Annotated in this window: 8 protein-coding genes; all 8 read right to left on the bottom strand. The window is 65.8% G+C overall.

Annotated elements, in window-relative coordinates:
• Positions 1-145: 145 nt before the first annotated feature.
• A complete protein-coding gene (locus tag ACQR1I_RS33960; protein WP_434869848.1) occupies positions 146-1,522 on the bottom strand; it encodes a sigma-54-dependent transcriptional regulator in 1,377 nt (458 codons plus the stop codon).
• Positions 1,512-3,347: a sensor histidine kinase gene (locus ACQR1I_RS33955; protein ID WP_434869847.1), complete on the bottom strand. Its 1,836-nt coding sequence runs from the start codon at positions 3,345-3,347 to the stop codon at positions 1,512-1,514. The genes ACQR1I_RS33960 and ACQR1I_RS33955 overlap by 11 nt, the downstream gene beginning before the upstream one ends.
• Before the next feature lie 127 nt (positions 3,348-3,474).
• Positions 3,475-4,797 (bottom strand): NAD(P)/FAD-dependent oxidoreductase, encoded by a 1,323-nt coding sequence (locus ACQR1I_RS33950; protein WP_434869955.1) that lies wholly within the window; start codon positions 4,795-4,797, stop codon positions 3,475-3,477.
• 62 nt (positions 4,798-4,859) lie between these two features.
• Positions 4,860-7,139 (bottom strand): NADP-dependent malic enzyme, encoded by a 2,280-nt coding sequence (locus ACQR1I_RS33945; protein ID WP_434869846.1) that lies wholly within the window; start codon positions 7,137-7,139, stop codon positions 4,860-4,862.
• 70 nt (positions 7,140-7,209) lie between these two features.
• Positions 7,210-8,529, bottom strand: coding sequence for a dicarboxylate/amino acid:cation symporter (locus tag ACQR1I_RS33940; protein WP_434869845.1), 1,320 nt, complete (start codon positions 8,527-8,529; stop codon positions 7,210-7,212).
• A gap of 45 nt (positions 8,530-8,574) precedes the next feature.
• Complete coding sequence (lpdA, locus tag ACQR1I_RS33935) at positions 8,575-10,320, bottom strand: dihydrolipoyl dehydrogenase (protein WP_434869844.1); 1,746 nt, start codon at positions 10,318-10,320, stop codon at positions 8,575-8,577.
• Between the two features lie 19 nt (positions 10,321-10,339).
• Positions 10,340-11,890: a dihydrolipoyllysine-residue acetyltransferase gene (locus tag ACQR1I_RS33930; protein ID WP_434869843.1), complete on the bottom strand. Its 1,551-nt coding sequence runs from the start codon at positions 11,888-11,890 to the stop codon at positions 10,340-10,342.
• Positions 11,891-12,015: 125 nt separating this feature from the next.
• On the bottom strand, positions 12,016-14,700 hold the full coding sequence (gene aceE, locus ACQR1I_RS33925; RefSeq protein ID WP_434869842.1) for a pyruvate dehydrogenase (acetyl-transferring), homodimeric type: 2,685 nt from the start codon (positions 14,698-14,700) through the stop codon (positions 12,016-12,018).
• Positions 14,701-15,451: the final 751 nt, after the last annotated feature.

Here is a 15,451-nt window from a genome sequence, read left to right as displayed (position 1 = left end):
AAGAGAAGGGCTGCAGCAAACCGAATTGGTCTAAAGCTGCTGGAATTTATTTAAAGTGGCGCGCGCCAACGCCGCAACCTCTGGAGCGGCAACGGGAATTTTAGTCTCAGCGCTCCGCGGAATTGCTGACGGAGCCAGCCGGCAATCACGATCCGGTCTTGACAGTCGTGCCCTCCCGGATGCCGTCGACGTTTACCGCGAGCCGCTTGATCTTGTCGTACAGCGTCTGCTTGGGGATGCCCAGCATGGCGGCCGTCGCCTGTACGTCGCCGAGCTTGCGGCGCAGGGCGTCCTCGATGATCGAGCGCTCGATGTTCTCCAGCTGGCGCGGCAAGGACAATTCGGAGGATCCGGCCGCCGAGCGGTTGAGCGCCCGGCGGTCGAGCACCCCGAGCACGAAGCGATCGGCGACGTTGCGCAGCTCGCGGACATTGCCCGGCCATGCATAGGTCAACAGCAGCGACATCGTCGCATCGTCCACGATCGGCGCATCGCGCTCGAAGCGGCGCGCGGCATCGAGCGTGAAGTGCTCGAACAGGATCGGAATGTCCTCGCGCCGCTCGCGCAACGGCGGCAGCTCGATGAAGGCGACGCCGAGGCGGTAGTACAGATCGGCGCGGAACAGTTTGCGCTCGCTGAGCTCGTAGAGGTTGGCCTTGCTCGCAGCCACCACGCGGCAATCCACGGCGACAGGCTTGTTGGAGCCGACCCGCTCGATCGAACGCTCCTGCAGCGCCCGCAGCAGCTTCACCTGGACGCTGAGCGGCATGCTCTCGATCTCGTCGAGGAACAGCGTCCCACCCTGTGCGTACTCGATCTTGCCGATGCGCTGCTTGGTCGCGCCGGTGAACGCGCCGGCCTCGTGGCCGAACAATTCGCTCTCGACCAGCGATTCCGGCAGGCCGCCGCAATTCACCGCGACGTAGTTGCCACCGCGCCGGACGCTGTGATTGTGCAGGCAGCGCGCGACGACATCCTTGCCGGTGCCGGTCTCGCCATAGATCGTGACGTCGACATTGGTCGAGGCCAGATTGGCGACCAGGCGGCGCACCTCCTGGATCTGCGGCGACCGCCCGAGCAGGCTCGCTTCGATGCCCTGGCGGTCGGCCAAAGCCGAGCGCAGCGTCCGCACCTCGAGCGTCAGGCGCCGCTTGTCGAGCGCACGGCGCACCACCGAGACGAGCTGCTCGGACGAGCACGGCTTCTCGATGAAATCGTAGGCGCCGTTGCGCATCGCTTCCACGGCCATCGAGATGTCGCCATGGCCGGTGACCAGGATGACCGGCAGGTCGGGATCGAAGCGATGCAGCTCGGACAACCATTCGGTGCCGCTCTTGCCGCGCAGCCGCACGTCGGAGACCACCACGAACGGCATGTCGGCGCGGACGGTGGCGTCGGCCGCCTCCACCGAACCGAATGCCGTGACCGCGAGCCCTGCGAGTTGCAGCGCCTGCACGGCGCCGATACGCACGTCCTCGTCGTCCTCGACATAGATCACGCCGATCGGTTGCTCAGGGTTCATGCGGAGACCTGTTCATTTCTGCGGACGGAAGCAGCACGTCGAACGCGACGCCGCTCGGTTCGGTGTTCGTCGCGCGCAATTCGCCGCCGAAGGAACGCGCGATGTGATTGGCGATCACGAGGCCGAGCCCAAGCCCCTTGCCGGCGGGCTTGGTCGTCACGAACGGCTCGAACAGGCGCTGCAGCACGTCCGGCGCAATCGCGGGGCCGCTATTGGCAATCGTGATGCGGCACTGGTCCGACGGACCATCCTCGCGCACGGCGCGGATCTGGATCGTCTTCTGCGCCGCGCCGTCGACCGCATCAAGCGCATTGGCGACGATGTTGCAGAGCAGCTGCTCAAGCCGGATCTGATCGGCCTTGACGTGGAGCCTGGGAGCAAGATCGATTTGCATCTCGACGCCACTGTCCTTGATCCGCGCACCGAGGATGTTGAGCGTTTCGGAGAGCGCCTGCTCGACCGAGACGGCGTTGAGCGGCGCATTTGATTTGTAGGCGAACACGCGCAGCTGGCCGGTCAGCCGCCCGAGCCGGCGAACCAGTTCGCCGATGCGCACGAGATTGCCGCGCGCCTCGCCGATCATGCCGCGATCGACGAACTGGACCGCATTGTCGGAGGCGGTCTGCAGCGCCGCCAGCGGCTGGTTGATCTCGTGCACCATGCCGGCCGACATCTGGCCGAGCACCGCGAGCTTGCCGGCGTGCACGAGCTCGTCCTGCGCAGCCCGCAATTCGGCGGTGCGCTCCTGGACGCGGGTCTCCAGCCGGTCGTTGGCGGCTTCCAGCGCGGCCTGTGACGCCAGCCGCTGCCGGATCTCCCGCCGCCGCTGTGCGAGCAGGCTGAAGACCAGCAACGCAACGATGCCCGCGAGGCCCGACAACGTTCCGATGATCAAGGCGGTCCGCCGGATCGGCGCCTCGTCATCGAGCACCATGAGCTGCCATTGCCGCCCGTTCAGCGGCCGCTCGTCAACACTGTAGATCGCGCCGCGTTCGGTCTCGACCTGCCCGCCGCGATCCACGCTCTCCTTGAAGGTCCAGCCAAGCGGCGCAAGCGTGGAGCTGCCATACGGCTTCGACGTGGCGATCTCCTCGAGCGCATCGACCGACAGCTGCGTTAGCGGCCGGAAGCGCCATTCGTCGCGCGAGGCGAGAATGGTCACGCCGCGGGCGTCGACCAGAACCATGTCGCTGCCGCGCTTCTGCCACTCGCGCTCGAACGATTCGAGGTTGACCTTGACCACGGCGACGCCGATCGTGCGTCCCTCCCGCTTGACCGCGTAGGACAAATAGTAGCCCGCGCGGGCGCTGGTGATGCCGATGCCGAAGAAGGCGCCGCGCCCGGTCGCCAGCGCCAGGCGCATATACGGCCGGTACGACAGGTTGCTGCCGACCGGCGTGCCCGGCTGGTCGAAATCGGCGGCCGCGATCGCGTCGCCGGAGACAGTCAGGACATAGAGGTTGTCGGCCCCGGCCAGCAGATTGATCGACTTCAGGTACAGGCTGACGCTCTGCTGCAGCGCGCGATCGTCCGGCGTGTCGAGCAGCCGGTAGACGTCCGGCGACGTCTCCAGCAGCGACGGCAGATATTCGAACCGCGAGAGGTGGCCGTCGAGCTGGGCGGCTTCGACGGCCAGCCGCTGCTGGGCCGCGGCGTGCAATTGATCCAATCCGCGCGAGAACGCGATGGCATAGCCGAGCCACGCCGCCGCGCCGATCAGCGCAAGCGCCAGGACGCCGCGCAGCAGCCACGTCGAACGGCCAGGCCCCGCCGCCGGAACCTCCCGCTGTCCCTCGAGGCCGATCCGAATGGGAAGGTCCGTCATCTCCCTGAACCAGGCCGCTCGGGCCGTCTCGGGCGGCACCCGCCGCGTTGCCATTTCCGCTGCGAGCCTAAGGCTTTGCCCGGGAATAGGCGACAGGAAATTCGGCCGCGGCGGCCCACCGCAAGCGTCAATGCAGCTTCACATGCGGCTCGGTGCGGCGGGTGATCAAGCGCGCCAAGGTGTCGAGGCTCACCTTGGCGAGACCGTGCAGCGCGTATTCGTGCATCTTATAGAGCGACAGATACATCATGCGGGCGAACAGGCCCTCGAACACCAGATTGCCGCCGACCAGCGCGCCCATCATCGAGCCGACGGTGGAGAACTCGCCGAGCGACACCAGCGAGCCGAAGTCGTGATAGCGGTAGTCGCCCAGCGGCTCGCCGCGCAGGAACCGCGGGATGTATTTGTAGAGATGCGACGCCTGCTGATGTGCGGCCTGCGCGCGCGGCGGGACGTTGCCGCGCTCGCCCCAGGAGCACGCCGAGCAGTCGCCGATCGCGAAGACACGGTCGTCGCGCGTGGTCTGCAGCGTCTGCTTGACGACGAGCTGGTTGATGCGGTTGGTCTCCAGCCCGGCAATGTCCTTCAGGAAATCGGGAGCCTTGACGCCGGCGGCCCAGACGATCAGCTCGGCCGGGATGATGCGGCCATCAGAAAGGCTCACCTGATTGGCCGAGACTTCGGCGACCTTGGCGCCGACTAGAACCTCGACGCCCAGTCTGGCCAGCAGCTTCTCGGTCTCGCGCGAGACCCGTTCGGGCAGCGCCGGAAGCACCCTGCCCGCCGCCTCGATCAGCGTGATCTTGATGTCCTTCTCGGCATCGACCTGGTCGAGACCATAGGCCACGACCTCGCGTGTCGTGCGATGCAGTTCGGCCGCCAGTTCGACACCGGTCGCGCCGGCGCCGATGATCGCGACCTTCAACTGGTGCACGGCGATCGGTGAGGACTGCGAATGCGCGCGGATGCAGGCGTTGATCATGCGCTCGTGGAAGCGCCGCGCGTCGCGCTGCGACTCCAGCTTGATGGCGTGGTCGACGACCCCCGGCGTACCGAAATCATTGTTCTGGCTGCCGATGGAGATGACCAGCACGTCGTAGGGGATGGTCCGCTGCGGCGTGACCTCGCGCCCCTCGGCGTCGAGATAGGGCGCGACCAGTACCTCGCGCTTGTCGCGATCCAGCCCGATCATGTCGCCGATGCGATAGTGGAAGCCGTGCCAATAGGCCTGGGCGAGATAGTCGACCTCATGCGCCGAGATGTCCATGCTGCCGGCGGCGATCTCGTGCAGCTTCGGCTTCCAGACATGGGTGCGGTTGCGTTCGACCAGGGTGACGTCGAGCTTGCCCTTGCGGCCGTATTTGTCGCCAAGCCGGGTCGCAAGCTCCAGGCCGCCTGCGCCGCCGCCGACGATCACGACCCGAGGGACTCCCGACTGCGCCACGGCCATCATCAAACCTCCCCAAGCCCGGCCATGGCGCGACGGACGACGCCTGCGTCAGTCCGTCAGCATCACGTCCTCGGCATCACCGCCGCTCCGGCCACCGCAACCGCCGCCATGTTCACGATCCGCCTGACCGTGGACGAGGGCGTCAGGATGTGCGCGGACTTGGCGGCGCCGAGCAGGATGCCTCCCACCGTGAGCCCCTGCCCTGCGGCCATCCTTAGCAGATTATACGAGATATTGGCTGCATCACGATTGGGCATCACCAGCACGTTTGCTGGTCCCTCGAAGCCGGACTCGGGAAACTCGTGCTCGAGGATGGATTGCGAGAGCGCGGCGTCGCCGCGCATCTCGCCTTCGACCGCCAAATCGGGGGCGCGCTCGTGGATGATGGCGCGCGCCTGCCGCATCTTCAGCGCCTCGGGCGCCGCCGAACTGCCGAAGCTCGAATGCGACAGCAGCGCCACCCGCGGCTTGATGCCGAAGCGCTGGATGGCCGCAGCCGCGAGCAGAGCGATGTCGGCGACCTGCTCCGCCGTCGGATCCGGGTTGCAATGCGTGTCGCAGATGAACAGCTGATGCCGGTCGAGCATGAGCATCTGCATGACGGCGAGCGTCGTAACGTCACTGCGGAGGCCGATCACATTCCGGATCGTCGCGAGATGGTCGGAGGTCCGGCCGACCACGCCGCACAGCATCGCATCGCCGACACCGCGCACGAGCAGCAGCGAGGCGAGCACCGTCGCGTTGTTCCGGGTCTCCGACAGCGCCAGCGCCGCGGATACGCCATCGCGCTTGCGGCGGGCATGATAGAGTTCGGCGCATTCGGCATGAACGCGCTCGTCCTGCGGATCGATGATCTCGCAATCCTGGCCCGGCTTGAGGCGAAGGCCAAACGCCTTGATCTGCTCCGCGATGACCGCGGGGCGGCCGACCAGCTTCGGCAGGGCGAGGCCTTCATCGGCGATGATCTGCGCGGCACGCAGCACGCGCTCTTCCTCGCCCTCGGCCAGCAGCAGCGACTTGGCCGCGCCCTTGGCGACGGCGAACACCGGCTGCATGGCATTGCCGGAGCGGTAGACGAACCGCGCCAGCTTCGCGCGATAGTCCGCCATGTCGGTGATCGGGCGACGGGCGACGCCGGTGTCGGCAGCGGCCTTGGCGACGGCAGGAGCGATCACCTCGATCAGACGCGGATCGAAGGGTTTGGGAATCAGGTAGTCGCGTCCGAACCGCAGTCCCTCGCCCTTGTACGCCGCAGCCACCGCTTCGGGCACTTCGGTCATGGCGAGATCCGCCAGCGCCCGCACGGTGGCGAGCTTCATCGCATCGTTGATCGTGGTCGCGCCGCAATCCAGCGCGCCCCGGAAGATGAAGGGGAAGCAGAGAACGTTGTTGATCTGGTTCGGGAAGTCGGAGCGCCCGGTGCCGATGATGGCGTCGGGCCGCATCGCCAGCGCGTCCTGCGGCATGATCTCCGGCGTCGGATTGGCCATGGCGAAGATCAAGGGATCGCGCGCCATGCGCTTCACCATGTCCGGCTTCAGCACGTTGCCGGCGGAGAGGCCGAGAAAGATGTCGGCGCCTTCGATGATGTCGTCGAGCTTGCGCGCGGAGGTCTCCACGGCGTAGCGCGCCTTGTTGTCGTCCATGCCCTCGGCGCGGCCGGCATAGACCACGCCGAACACGTCGTTGACGATGATGTGGTCGCGCGGCAGGCCGAGGCTGACGATGAGATCGAGGCAGGCGAGCGCGGCGGCACCGGCGCCGGAGCACACCAGCCGGACCTGGCTGATATCCTTCTTCACCAGCTTGAGCCCGTTCAGAATGGCCGCGGCCACGATGATCGCGGTGCCGTGCTGGTCGTCGTGGAACACCGGAATCTTCATCCGCTCGCGCAGCTTCTGCTCGATGTAGAAGCACTCCGGCGCCTTGATGTCCTCGAGATTGATGCCGCCGAAGGTCGGCTCCATCCGCGCGATCGTGTCGATCAGCGCGTCGGGATCGGTTTCCGCAAGCTCGATGTCGAACACGTCGATGCCGGCGAACTTCTTGAACAGGCAGGCCTTGCCTTCCATCACGGGCTTGCCGGCGAGCGGCCCGATATTGCCGAGGCCGAGCACCGCCGTGCCGTTGGTGACGACGGCCACGAGATTGCTGCGCGCCGTCAGTTCGTCGGCCTGCGACGGATCCGCCGCAATGACCAGGCATGGCTCGGCCACACCCGGCGAATAGGCCAGCGCCAGGTCGCGCTGCGTCGCCATCGCCTTGGTCGGCACCACCTGGATTTTTCCCGGCGTCGGCAGGCGATGATATTCGAGGGCGGCGTCTCTCAGGTCCCGATCCATCGTGGTCCTCGAACTCGCGTGCGTGTGGCAGGAAGCCGGGACTGGCCGTGCCAGTCCCGGACGATCACGGCTAGCCGGTGGTGACGGCGACTTCGATGTCCGACGGATCGATGTCGCGGTCGAGCGCGGCCCGCAGCTTGTCGCGGTCGAGCTCGCCTTCCCACCAGGCGACGATCACGCAGGCGACGCCGTTGCCGCACAGGTTCGTCAGCGCACGGCACTCGCTCATGAACTTGTCGATGCCGAGCACGATCGCCATGCCCGGGACGAGTTCCGGCCGGACCGCGGCGAGCGTGCCGGCGAGCGTGATGAAGCCTGCACCGGTGATGCCGGAGGCGCCCTTCGACGTCAGCATCGCGACCAGGAGGATCGTGATCTGCTCGCCGAAGGACAGGTGCACGTTCATCGCCTGGGCGATGAACAGGGTCGCCAAGGTCATGTAGATGTTGGTGCCGTCGAGATTGAACGAATAGCCGGTCGGAACCACGAGGCCGACGACGGGCTTGGAGCAGCCGAGACGCTCGAGCTTCTCCATCATCTGCGGCAGCGCGCTCTCGGACGACGAGGTGCCGAGCACGATCAGGAGCTCGTCCTTGATGAACTTCAGGAACTTGAAGATCGAGAAGCCGGCGATGCGGGCGATGATGCCCAGCACGACCACGACGAAGGTGAGCGCCGTGAGATAGAACGTCGCGATCAGGCCGGCGAGGTTGCCGAGCGCCTGCGGGCCGTAGCGTCCGATGGTGAAGGCCATGGCGCCGAACGCGCCGATCGGGGCCGCCTTCACGACGATGGCGATGACGCCGAAGATCGCGTGCGCCGCGTCGTCGATGAAGGCCCGCATCGTATGGCCGCGCTCACCGAGGCTCATCAGCGCGATGCCGAACAGGATCGAGAACAGCAGCACCTGGAGGATCTCGCCTTGCGCGAACGCGCCGACGACCGTGTCAGGGATGATGTGGAGCACGAAGTCGACCGACTTCATCTCGCTCGCCTGCTTGGCGAAGTTGGCGACCGCCGCGGCGTTGCTCTGGCCCTGGAAGCCCGCACCGGGCTGGATGAAATTGCCGACGATCAGCCCTAGCGCGAGCGCGAAGGTGGAGACGACCTCGAAATAGATCAGCGCCTTGACCGCGACGCGGCCGACCTTCTTGACCTCCGAGACATGGGCGATGCCCGACACGACGGTGCAGAAGATAACGGGTGCGATCACCATCTTGATCAGCTTGACGAAGCCGTCGCCGAGCGCCTTGATCCAGTCGTTCTTGGCGAACTCCGGCCAGAGCCAGCCGACGATGACGCCGAGCACGATGGCGACCAGGACCTGAACATAGAGGACCCGGTAGAACGGTTTTTTCGGTGCCGCGGCCGCGGTTGGGGTTGCAGACATCGTCTCTTCTCTCCCTGGTCTCAGTCTACGTCTCGTTTCGTTCGCCTACTTCCGCTTCTGCGGCGGCAGGTCGGTGCAATGCCCTTCGAACACTTCGGCAGCCATGCCGATGGATTCGCCGAGCGTCGGATGCGGATGGATGGTCTTGCCGATATCGGCCGGCTCGCAGCCCATCTCGATGGCCAGACAGATCTCGCTGATGAGATCGCCCGCATGAGTGCCGACGATGCCGCCGCCGATGATGCGGTGGGTCGTCGCATCAAACAACAGCTTCGTAAAGCCCTCGTCGCGGCCATTCGCGATCGCGCGCCCGGATGCAGCCCACGGGAATACCGCTTTGCCGAACTTGATGCCCTCGGCCTTGCACTGCTCCTCGGTCTTGCCGGCCCAGGCGACCTCGGGGTCGGTGTAGGCGACCGAGGGGATCTGCCGCGCGTCGAAATAGGACTTCTCGCCATGCGCGGCCTCGGCCGCGACATGCCCTTCGTGCACCGCCTTGTGCGCCAGCATCGGCTGTCCGACGACGTCGCCGATGGCGAAGATGTGCGGCACGTTGGTGCGCAGCTGCTTGTCGACGTTGATGAAGCCGCGGTCGGTGACGGCGACACCAGCCTTCTCTGCGGCGATTTTTTTGCCGTTCGGGCTGCGCCCGACCGCCACCAGCACGAGATCGTAGAGTTGCGGACCGGCCGGCGCCTGCTCGCCTTCGAAGCTCACCTCGATGCCGGCGTTGGTGACCTTTGCGCCGACGGTCTTGGTCTTCAGCATCACCTTGTCGAAGCGGTGGGCGTTGATCTTCTCCCAGACCTTGACGAGGTCGCGATCCGCACCTTGCATCAGCCCGTCGAGCATCTCGACGACGTCGATGCGCGACCCGAGTGTCGAGTACACCGTCGCCATTTCGAGGCCGATGATGCCGCCACCGATTACCAGCATCCGCTTCGGGATCGACTTCAGCTGCAAGGCACCGGTGGAATCGACGATGCGCGGATCCTCAGGGAGGAACGGCAGCTTCACCGCTTGGCTGCCGGCGGCGATGATCGCCTTGGCGAACCTGATGGTAGTCTTGCCGGCGGCGGTCACCACCTCGAGGTGATGCGGATCGACGAAGCTACCGACACCGGTCACGACCTCGACCTTGCGCGCCCTAGCCATGCCGGCAAGGCCGCCGGTCAGCTTCTTGATCACGCCGTCCTTGAACCCGCGCAGCTTGTCGAGGTCGATCTGCGGCGCGCCGAACGAGATGCCGTGATCGGGAAGATGCTTGATCTCGTCGACGACAGCAGCCGTGTGCAAGAGCGCCTTGCTGGGAATGCAGCCGACGTTGAGGCAGACGCCGCCGAGCGTGGCGTAGCGCTCGACCAGCACGGTCTTCATGCCGAGATCGGCGGCGCGGAATGCGGCGGAGTAGCCGCCCGGGCCGGCGCCCAGCACCAGCATCTCGCAGTCGATGTCGGCCTTGCCGGCGTAGGAGGACGCGACCGGCGCGGGCGCTGGAGCTGCCGCCGGCGGCGGCGCGACCGGAGCCGGCGCCGGGCTGGCGGCTGCACCCGTCGTCTCCAGGCTGAGAATGACCGAGCCCTCGCTGACCTTGTCCCCGGTCTTGATCCGGATCTCCTTGACGGTGCCGGCATGCGACGACGGGATCTCCATCGACGCCTTGTCGGACTCGACGATGATCAGGCTGGTGTCGACGGCGACCGTCTCTCCCGGCTTCACCAGCACCTCGATGATGGCGACATCCTTGAAGTCGCCGATGTCGGGCACCTTGACGTCGATCAGCTGAGCCATGCCGTTCTCTCCTTCAGTCTCAGAACAGCACGCGCCGGAGATCGGCGAGCACGTTGGCGAAGTGGACGTTGAAGCGCGCGGCGGCGGCGCCGTCGATGACGCGATGATCCCAGGACAGCGACAGCGGCAGGGTCAGCTGCGACGTCCAGGTCTTGCCGTCGCTCGAATGCTGTTTCCAGTAGCCCTTGCAGACGCCCATGATCGCAACCTCGGGCGCGTTGATGATCGGCGTGAAGTAGATGCCGCCGATGCCGCCGAGCGAGGAGATCGAGAACGTGCCGCCCTGCATCTGGTCGGGCTTGATCTTGCCCTCGCGCGCCAGCTTGGCGAGCTCGTTCATCTCCTTGGCGATCTCCGGGATGGACTTCTTGTCGGCATCGCGGATCACCGGCACCATCAGGCCGTTCGGCGTATCGGCAGCAAAGCCGATGTGCCAGTAGTTCTTGTAGACCAGCGTGTCGCCGTCGAGGCTGGCGTTGAACTCGGGGAATTTCTTCAAGGCGGCGACCGCTGCCTTCACCATGAACGGCAGCAACGACAGCTTGACGCCGCTCTTCTCGAGCTCCTTGTTCATCTTGACGCGGAACTGCTCGAGCTCGGTGATATCAGCCTCGTCATGGGTGGTGACGTGCGGAATGACCACCCAGTTGCGATGCAGGTTGGCCGCCGAGATCTTCTTGATGCGGCCAAGCTCCTTGCGCTCGACCGGACCATATTTGGCGAAATCGACCTTCGGCCAAGGCAGCAGATCGAGGCCGCTCCCTCCTCCGGCGCTCGCGGCTTGCGGCTTGGTCGGCGCGGTGCCGCCCTTGTTCTCTCCCTTGGCAAACGCCTCGACGTCCTCGCGCAGGATGCGGCCGTGATTGCCGGTGCCCTTCACCTTGCCGATGTCGACGCCGAGCTCGCGCGCGAGCTTGCGGACCGCCGGGCCGGCATAAGCCAGCGCGAAGGCACCTTCGTCGACCGCGGCCGCTACGGGCGCCGCAGCTGCAGGCGCAGCTTGCGCCGGAGCCGGCGCGCTCGCGGCCGCAGTCGCCTCACCCGTCGCCAGCACCAGGATGATGGCGCCCTCGCTGACCTTGTCGCCGGCCTTGACCTTCAGCTCTCGCACCGTGCCGGACAGCGGCGCCGGCACCTCCATCGTCGCCTTGTCGGATTCCAGCGCGATCAGCGGATCCTCGGCCTTCACACTGTCGCCCGGCTTGACGAAGATCTCGATGACCGGAACGTCCTTGAAATCGCCGATGTCGGGCACACGCACCTCGGCGACGCCGGCCGGCGCGCTCACCGGCGATGGCGGCGCGCTGACGACGGGACGCGCCTCGGCCTGCGCGGTACCGGCATCCTCGAACTGCAGGATCACGGCCCCTTCGCTCACCTTGTCGCCGATCTTGACGACGATGGCCTTGACGACGCCGTCGCGCGGCGACGGCACTTCCATTGTCGCCTTGTCGGACTCCAGCGCGATCAGCGGGTCTTCCGCCTTCACGCGGTCGCCCGGCTTGACGAAGATCTCGATCACCGGGACGTCGTTGAAGTCACCGATATCGGGTACTTTGATGTCAGTCATCGCTCTATCCTCGGCCGGCTGCGTCTCGACCATGATGCGGTTCTAGGGAACCGCATCATGGTCTCGTTTTCTTGTTTGAGCATGATCGTTTCGGAAAACCGGTTCCCACTTTTCCGGATCATGCTCTAGAGGGTCCAGGGCGCAGCGCACCCGGTGTCGATCTGATATTTGGCAATCGCCTCGGCGACGATCTCCTGCTTGATGCGGCCGTCATCGGCCAGCGCCTTCAGCGCGGCCACCGCGACGTAGTGCCGGTCGACCTCGAAGAACCGCCTTAGCGCGACGCGATAGTCGCTGCGGCCGAAGCCGTCGGTGCCGAGCACGACGTAGCGCCGGCCGGCGGCGTGGACGTATTCGCGGATCTGATCGGGATAGTTGCGCATGTAGTCGGTCGAGGCGATGACCGGGCCGGCGTGGCCATCGAGCTGCGCCTCGACCCAGCTCTTGCGGCGCGGCTCGGTCGGATGCAGCAGGTTCCAGCGCTCCGCCGCCATGCCGTCGCGGCGCAGCTCGTTGAAGCTGGTCGCGCTCCAGACGTCGGCGATGACGCCGAAATCGGCCTTCAGCAGCTCGGCGGCCGCGATCACCTCGCGCAGGATCGTGCCCGAGCCCATCAGCTGGACACGCGGCGCCTCGGCGGCCTCGCCTGCGTTCTTCAGCAGATAAAGGCCTTTGAGAATGCCCTCCTCCGCGCCTGCTCCCGCTTCGGCCAGCGCCGGGTGCGGGTAGTTCTCGTTCATCAGGGTGATGTAGTAGTAGACGTCCTCCTGCGCCTCGTACATGCGGCGCATGCCTTCGCGGACGATGGTCACGACCTCATAGGCGAAGGTCGGATCGTAGGACACGCAGTTCGGAACGGTCGCGGCGAGAATGTGGCTGTGGCCGTCCTCGTGCTGCAGGCCTTCGCCGTTCAGGGTGGTCCGGCCGGCGGTGCCGCCGAGCAGGAAGCCGCGGGCGCGCATGTCGCCGGCGAGCCAGGCGAGATCGCCGACGCGCTGCAGGCCGAACATCGAATAGTAGATGTAGAACGGGATCATCGGCACGTTGTTGGTGCTGTAGGACGTCGCCGCCACGATCCAGCTCGACATCGCGCCGCCTTCGTTGATGCCCTCCTGCAGCACCTGCCCGGTCTTGTCCTCGCGGTAGTACATCAGCTGGTCGGCGTCCTGCGGCCGGTAGAGCTGGCCGACCGAGGAGTAGATGCCGAGCTGACGGAACATGCCCTCCATGCCGAAGGTGCGGGATTCGTCCGGCACGATCGGCACGATGTGCTTGCCGATCGCCTTGTCGCGCACCAGCGTGCCAAGCATCTGCACGAACGCCATGGTGGTCGAGATCTCGCGCTCGCCGGTGCTGTCGAGCAGCCGCTGGAACGTGGTCAGCTGCGGGATCGGCAACGATGTCGATTTGCGCCGCCGCTGCGGCAGGCTGCCGCCGAGCCGCTCGCGCTGGGCATGGAAGTACTTCATCTCCGGGCTGTCGTCGGGCAGCCGGATAAACGGCACCTTGGCGAGATCCTCGTCGGCGACCGGAATCTGGAAACGATCGCGGAAGCCGCGCAGCGCATCCTGGGTCATCTTCTTGGCCTGGTGCGCGATCATCTGGCCCTCGCCGGACTCGCCCATGCCGTAACCCTTGACGGTCTTCGGCAGGATGACGGTTGGCTGTCCCTTGTGGTTGACCGCAGCCGCATAGGCCGCGAACACCTTCTCCGGATCATGGCCGCCGCGCGTGAGCTTCCAGATCTCGTCGTCGCTCATGTCGGCGACGAGCTGCTTCAGCTCCTCGTACTTGCCGAAGAAGTGCTCGCGGATATAGGCGCCGCTCTTGCTCTTGAAATCCTGGTACTCGCCGTCGACGCACTCCTCCATGCGCTTCAGCAGCAGGCCGGTCTTGTCCTTCTCGAGCAGACGGTCCCAGCCAGAACCCCAGAGAACCTTGATGACGTTCCAGCCGGCGCCGCGGAACACGCTCTCCAGCTCCTGCACGATCTTGCCGTTGCCGCGCACCGGGCCGTCGAGCCGCTGCAGGTTGCAGTTGATGACGAAGATCAGATTGTCGAGCTTCTCGCGTCCGGCGAGCGAGATCGCACCGAGCGATTCCGGCTCGTCGGTCTCGCCGTCGCCCATGAACGCCCAGACCTTGCGGTTGGCGGTCTCGGCGAGCTTGTGGTTCTCGAGATATTTCAGGAAGCGCGCCTGGTAGATCGCGACCAGCGGCCCGAGGCCCATCGACACCGTCGGAAACTGCCAGAAGTCCGGCATCAGCCAGGGATGCGGGTAGCTCGACAGACCCTTGCCGCCGGTCTCTTGCCGGAAGCTCAGCAGTTGCTCCTCGGTCAGCCGTCCTTCGAGGAAGGCGCGCGCATAGATGCCGGGCGAGCTGTGGCCCTGCACCAGGATCAGGTCGCCGCCATGCGTCTCGGTCGGCGCGTGCCAGAAATGGCCGAAGCCGATGTCGTAGAGCGTCGCCGCCGACTGGAAGCTCGCGATATGGCCGCCGAGCTCCGAGCTCTCCTTGTTGGCGCGCAGCACGATCGCCAGCGCATTCCAGCGGATGATCGAGCGGAGCTTGTGCTCCATGGCGCGATCGCCCGGCAATGCCGGCTGCTGATGCACGGGGATCGTGTTGCAATAGGGCGTGGTCAGCGACTGGGCGACCGGCAGCCCGTCGCGGCGCGCCGCATCGAGCACGGCTTTGACGATGAAGCGGGCACGCTCGTCGCCGCGGTGCAGCCGGATGGCCGACAACGCTTCCAGCCATTCCTGGGTCTCCAGCGGATCCAGGTCGCGCGCATCTGCGATCGTCATTCACCTCTCCCTTGCATGCGACGCCGAACTCAAGCAGCAGGATCCGTGGCCGTCGGACGGGCCGAACGGCGCAGCACTCCAGGCGAACTTACCTGTTGCTGTCAGATCCCGGATTGACTGCCGGATGGCATCTGAGCGTCCCCTCGGCTCGTTGTTGTGGAGCGACGGCTCCGTTAGACGAGCCTTGATCCGTTTTGCGAGCGTTACGTTTTGCGAGCCTTAAAGCAGCATCTGTGCCAGCTGCGACGAAAGCCGTCCAGATCTCCGCATCCCTGCGGTTTTCAGCTGAAACACCGCAGGATGCGACGGGGTGCTGCGGTTCGATCTGGACGATCAATCCGACGGTTCGGAAATCCGGCCAGGGCACAGTCCGAAATCCCGGACGACCAACCCGGACGACTCTTGGAGGGTAACGGCCGCGTTCCTGCAACCGGCAGGATCGAGCCGGTGAGCCGGCTGTTGCCACGTGCAATGCGTTCCGCCACCTGCCCCGTCGATCTTGACAGCGCTGACATCGGCGGGACACGCAACGTCCTCGCAAGTGGCGCATCGCTTTCGATCGCTGATCGTTGACCCCTGCTATATGTGCAGTGTTCATCTGCCGCCGCTTTCCGCTGGGTCTCAAAAGCGGACCGACAGTAATTGACAGCGCTGTCATTGGTCAGTAACGCTGGCTCCGCTGAGACGACGAGCGACGCTCGAACAACCTCCGACAACAAGTGAGGCGTCTCGCATGTGCGTCAATTGTTGG

Origin of the sequence: Bradyrhizobium sp. HKCCYLS2038 (genome assembly GCF_051167655.1) — a bacterium.
Classification (GTDB): domain Bacteria; phylum Pseudomonadota; class Alphaproteobacteria; order Rhizobiales; family Xanthobacteraceae; genus Bradyrhizobium.
This window is presented reverse-complemented; position numbering and strand designations above follow the sequence as displayed.

What these genes read in the sequence shown, in the direction of transcription:
- ACQR1I_RS33960 (WP_434869848.1), bottom strand. Translation starts at nt 1,522, where the DNA reads ATGAACCCTGAGCAACCGATCGGCGTGATCTATGTCGAGGACGACGAG.
- ACQR1I_RS33955 (WP_434869847.1), bottom strand. Translation starts at nt 3,347, where the DNA reads ATGACGGACCTTCCCATTCGGATCGGCCTCGAGGGACAGCGGGAGGTT.
- ACQR1I_RS33950 (WP_434869955.1), bottom strand. Translation starts at nt 4,797, where the DNA reads ATGGCCGTGGCGCAGTCGGGAGTCCCTCGGGTCGTGATCGTCGGCGGC.
- ACQR1I_RS33945 (WP_434869846.1), bottom strand. Translation starts at nt 7,139, where the DNA reads ATGGATCGGGACCTGAGAGACGCCGCCCTCGAATATCATCGCCTGCCG.
- ACQR1I_RS33940 (WP_434869845.1), bottom strand. Translation starts at nt 8,529, where the DNA reads ATGTCTGCAACCCCAACCGCGGCCGCGGCACCGAAAAAACCGTTCTAC.
- lpdA (WP_434869844.1), bottom strand. Translation starts at nt 10,320, where the DNA reads ATGGCTCAGCTGATCGACGTCAAGGTGCCCGACATCGGCGACTTCAAG.
- ACQR1I_RS33930 (WP_434869843.1), bottom strand. Translation starts at nt 11,890, where the DNA reads ATGACTGACATCAAAGTACCCGATATCGGTGACTTCAACGACGTCCCG.
- aceE (WP_434869842.1), bottom strand. Translation starts at nt 14,700, where the DNA reads ATGACGATCGCAGATGCGCGCGACCTGGATCCGCTGGAGACCCAGGAA.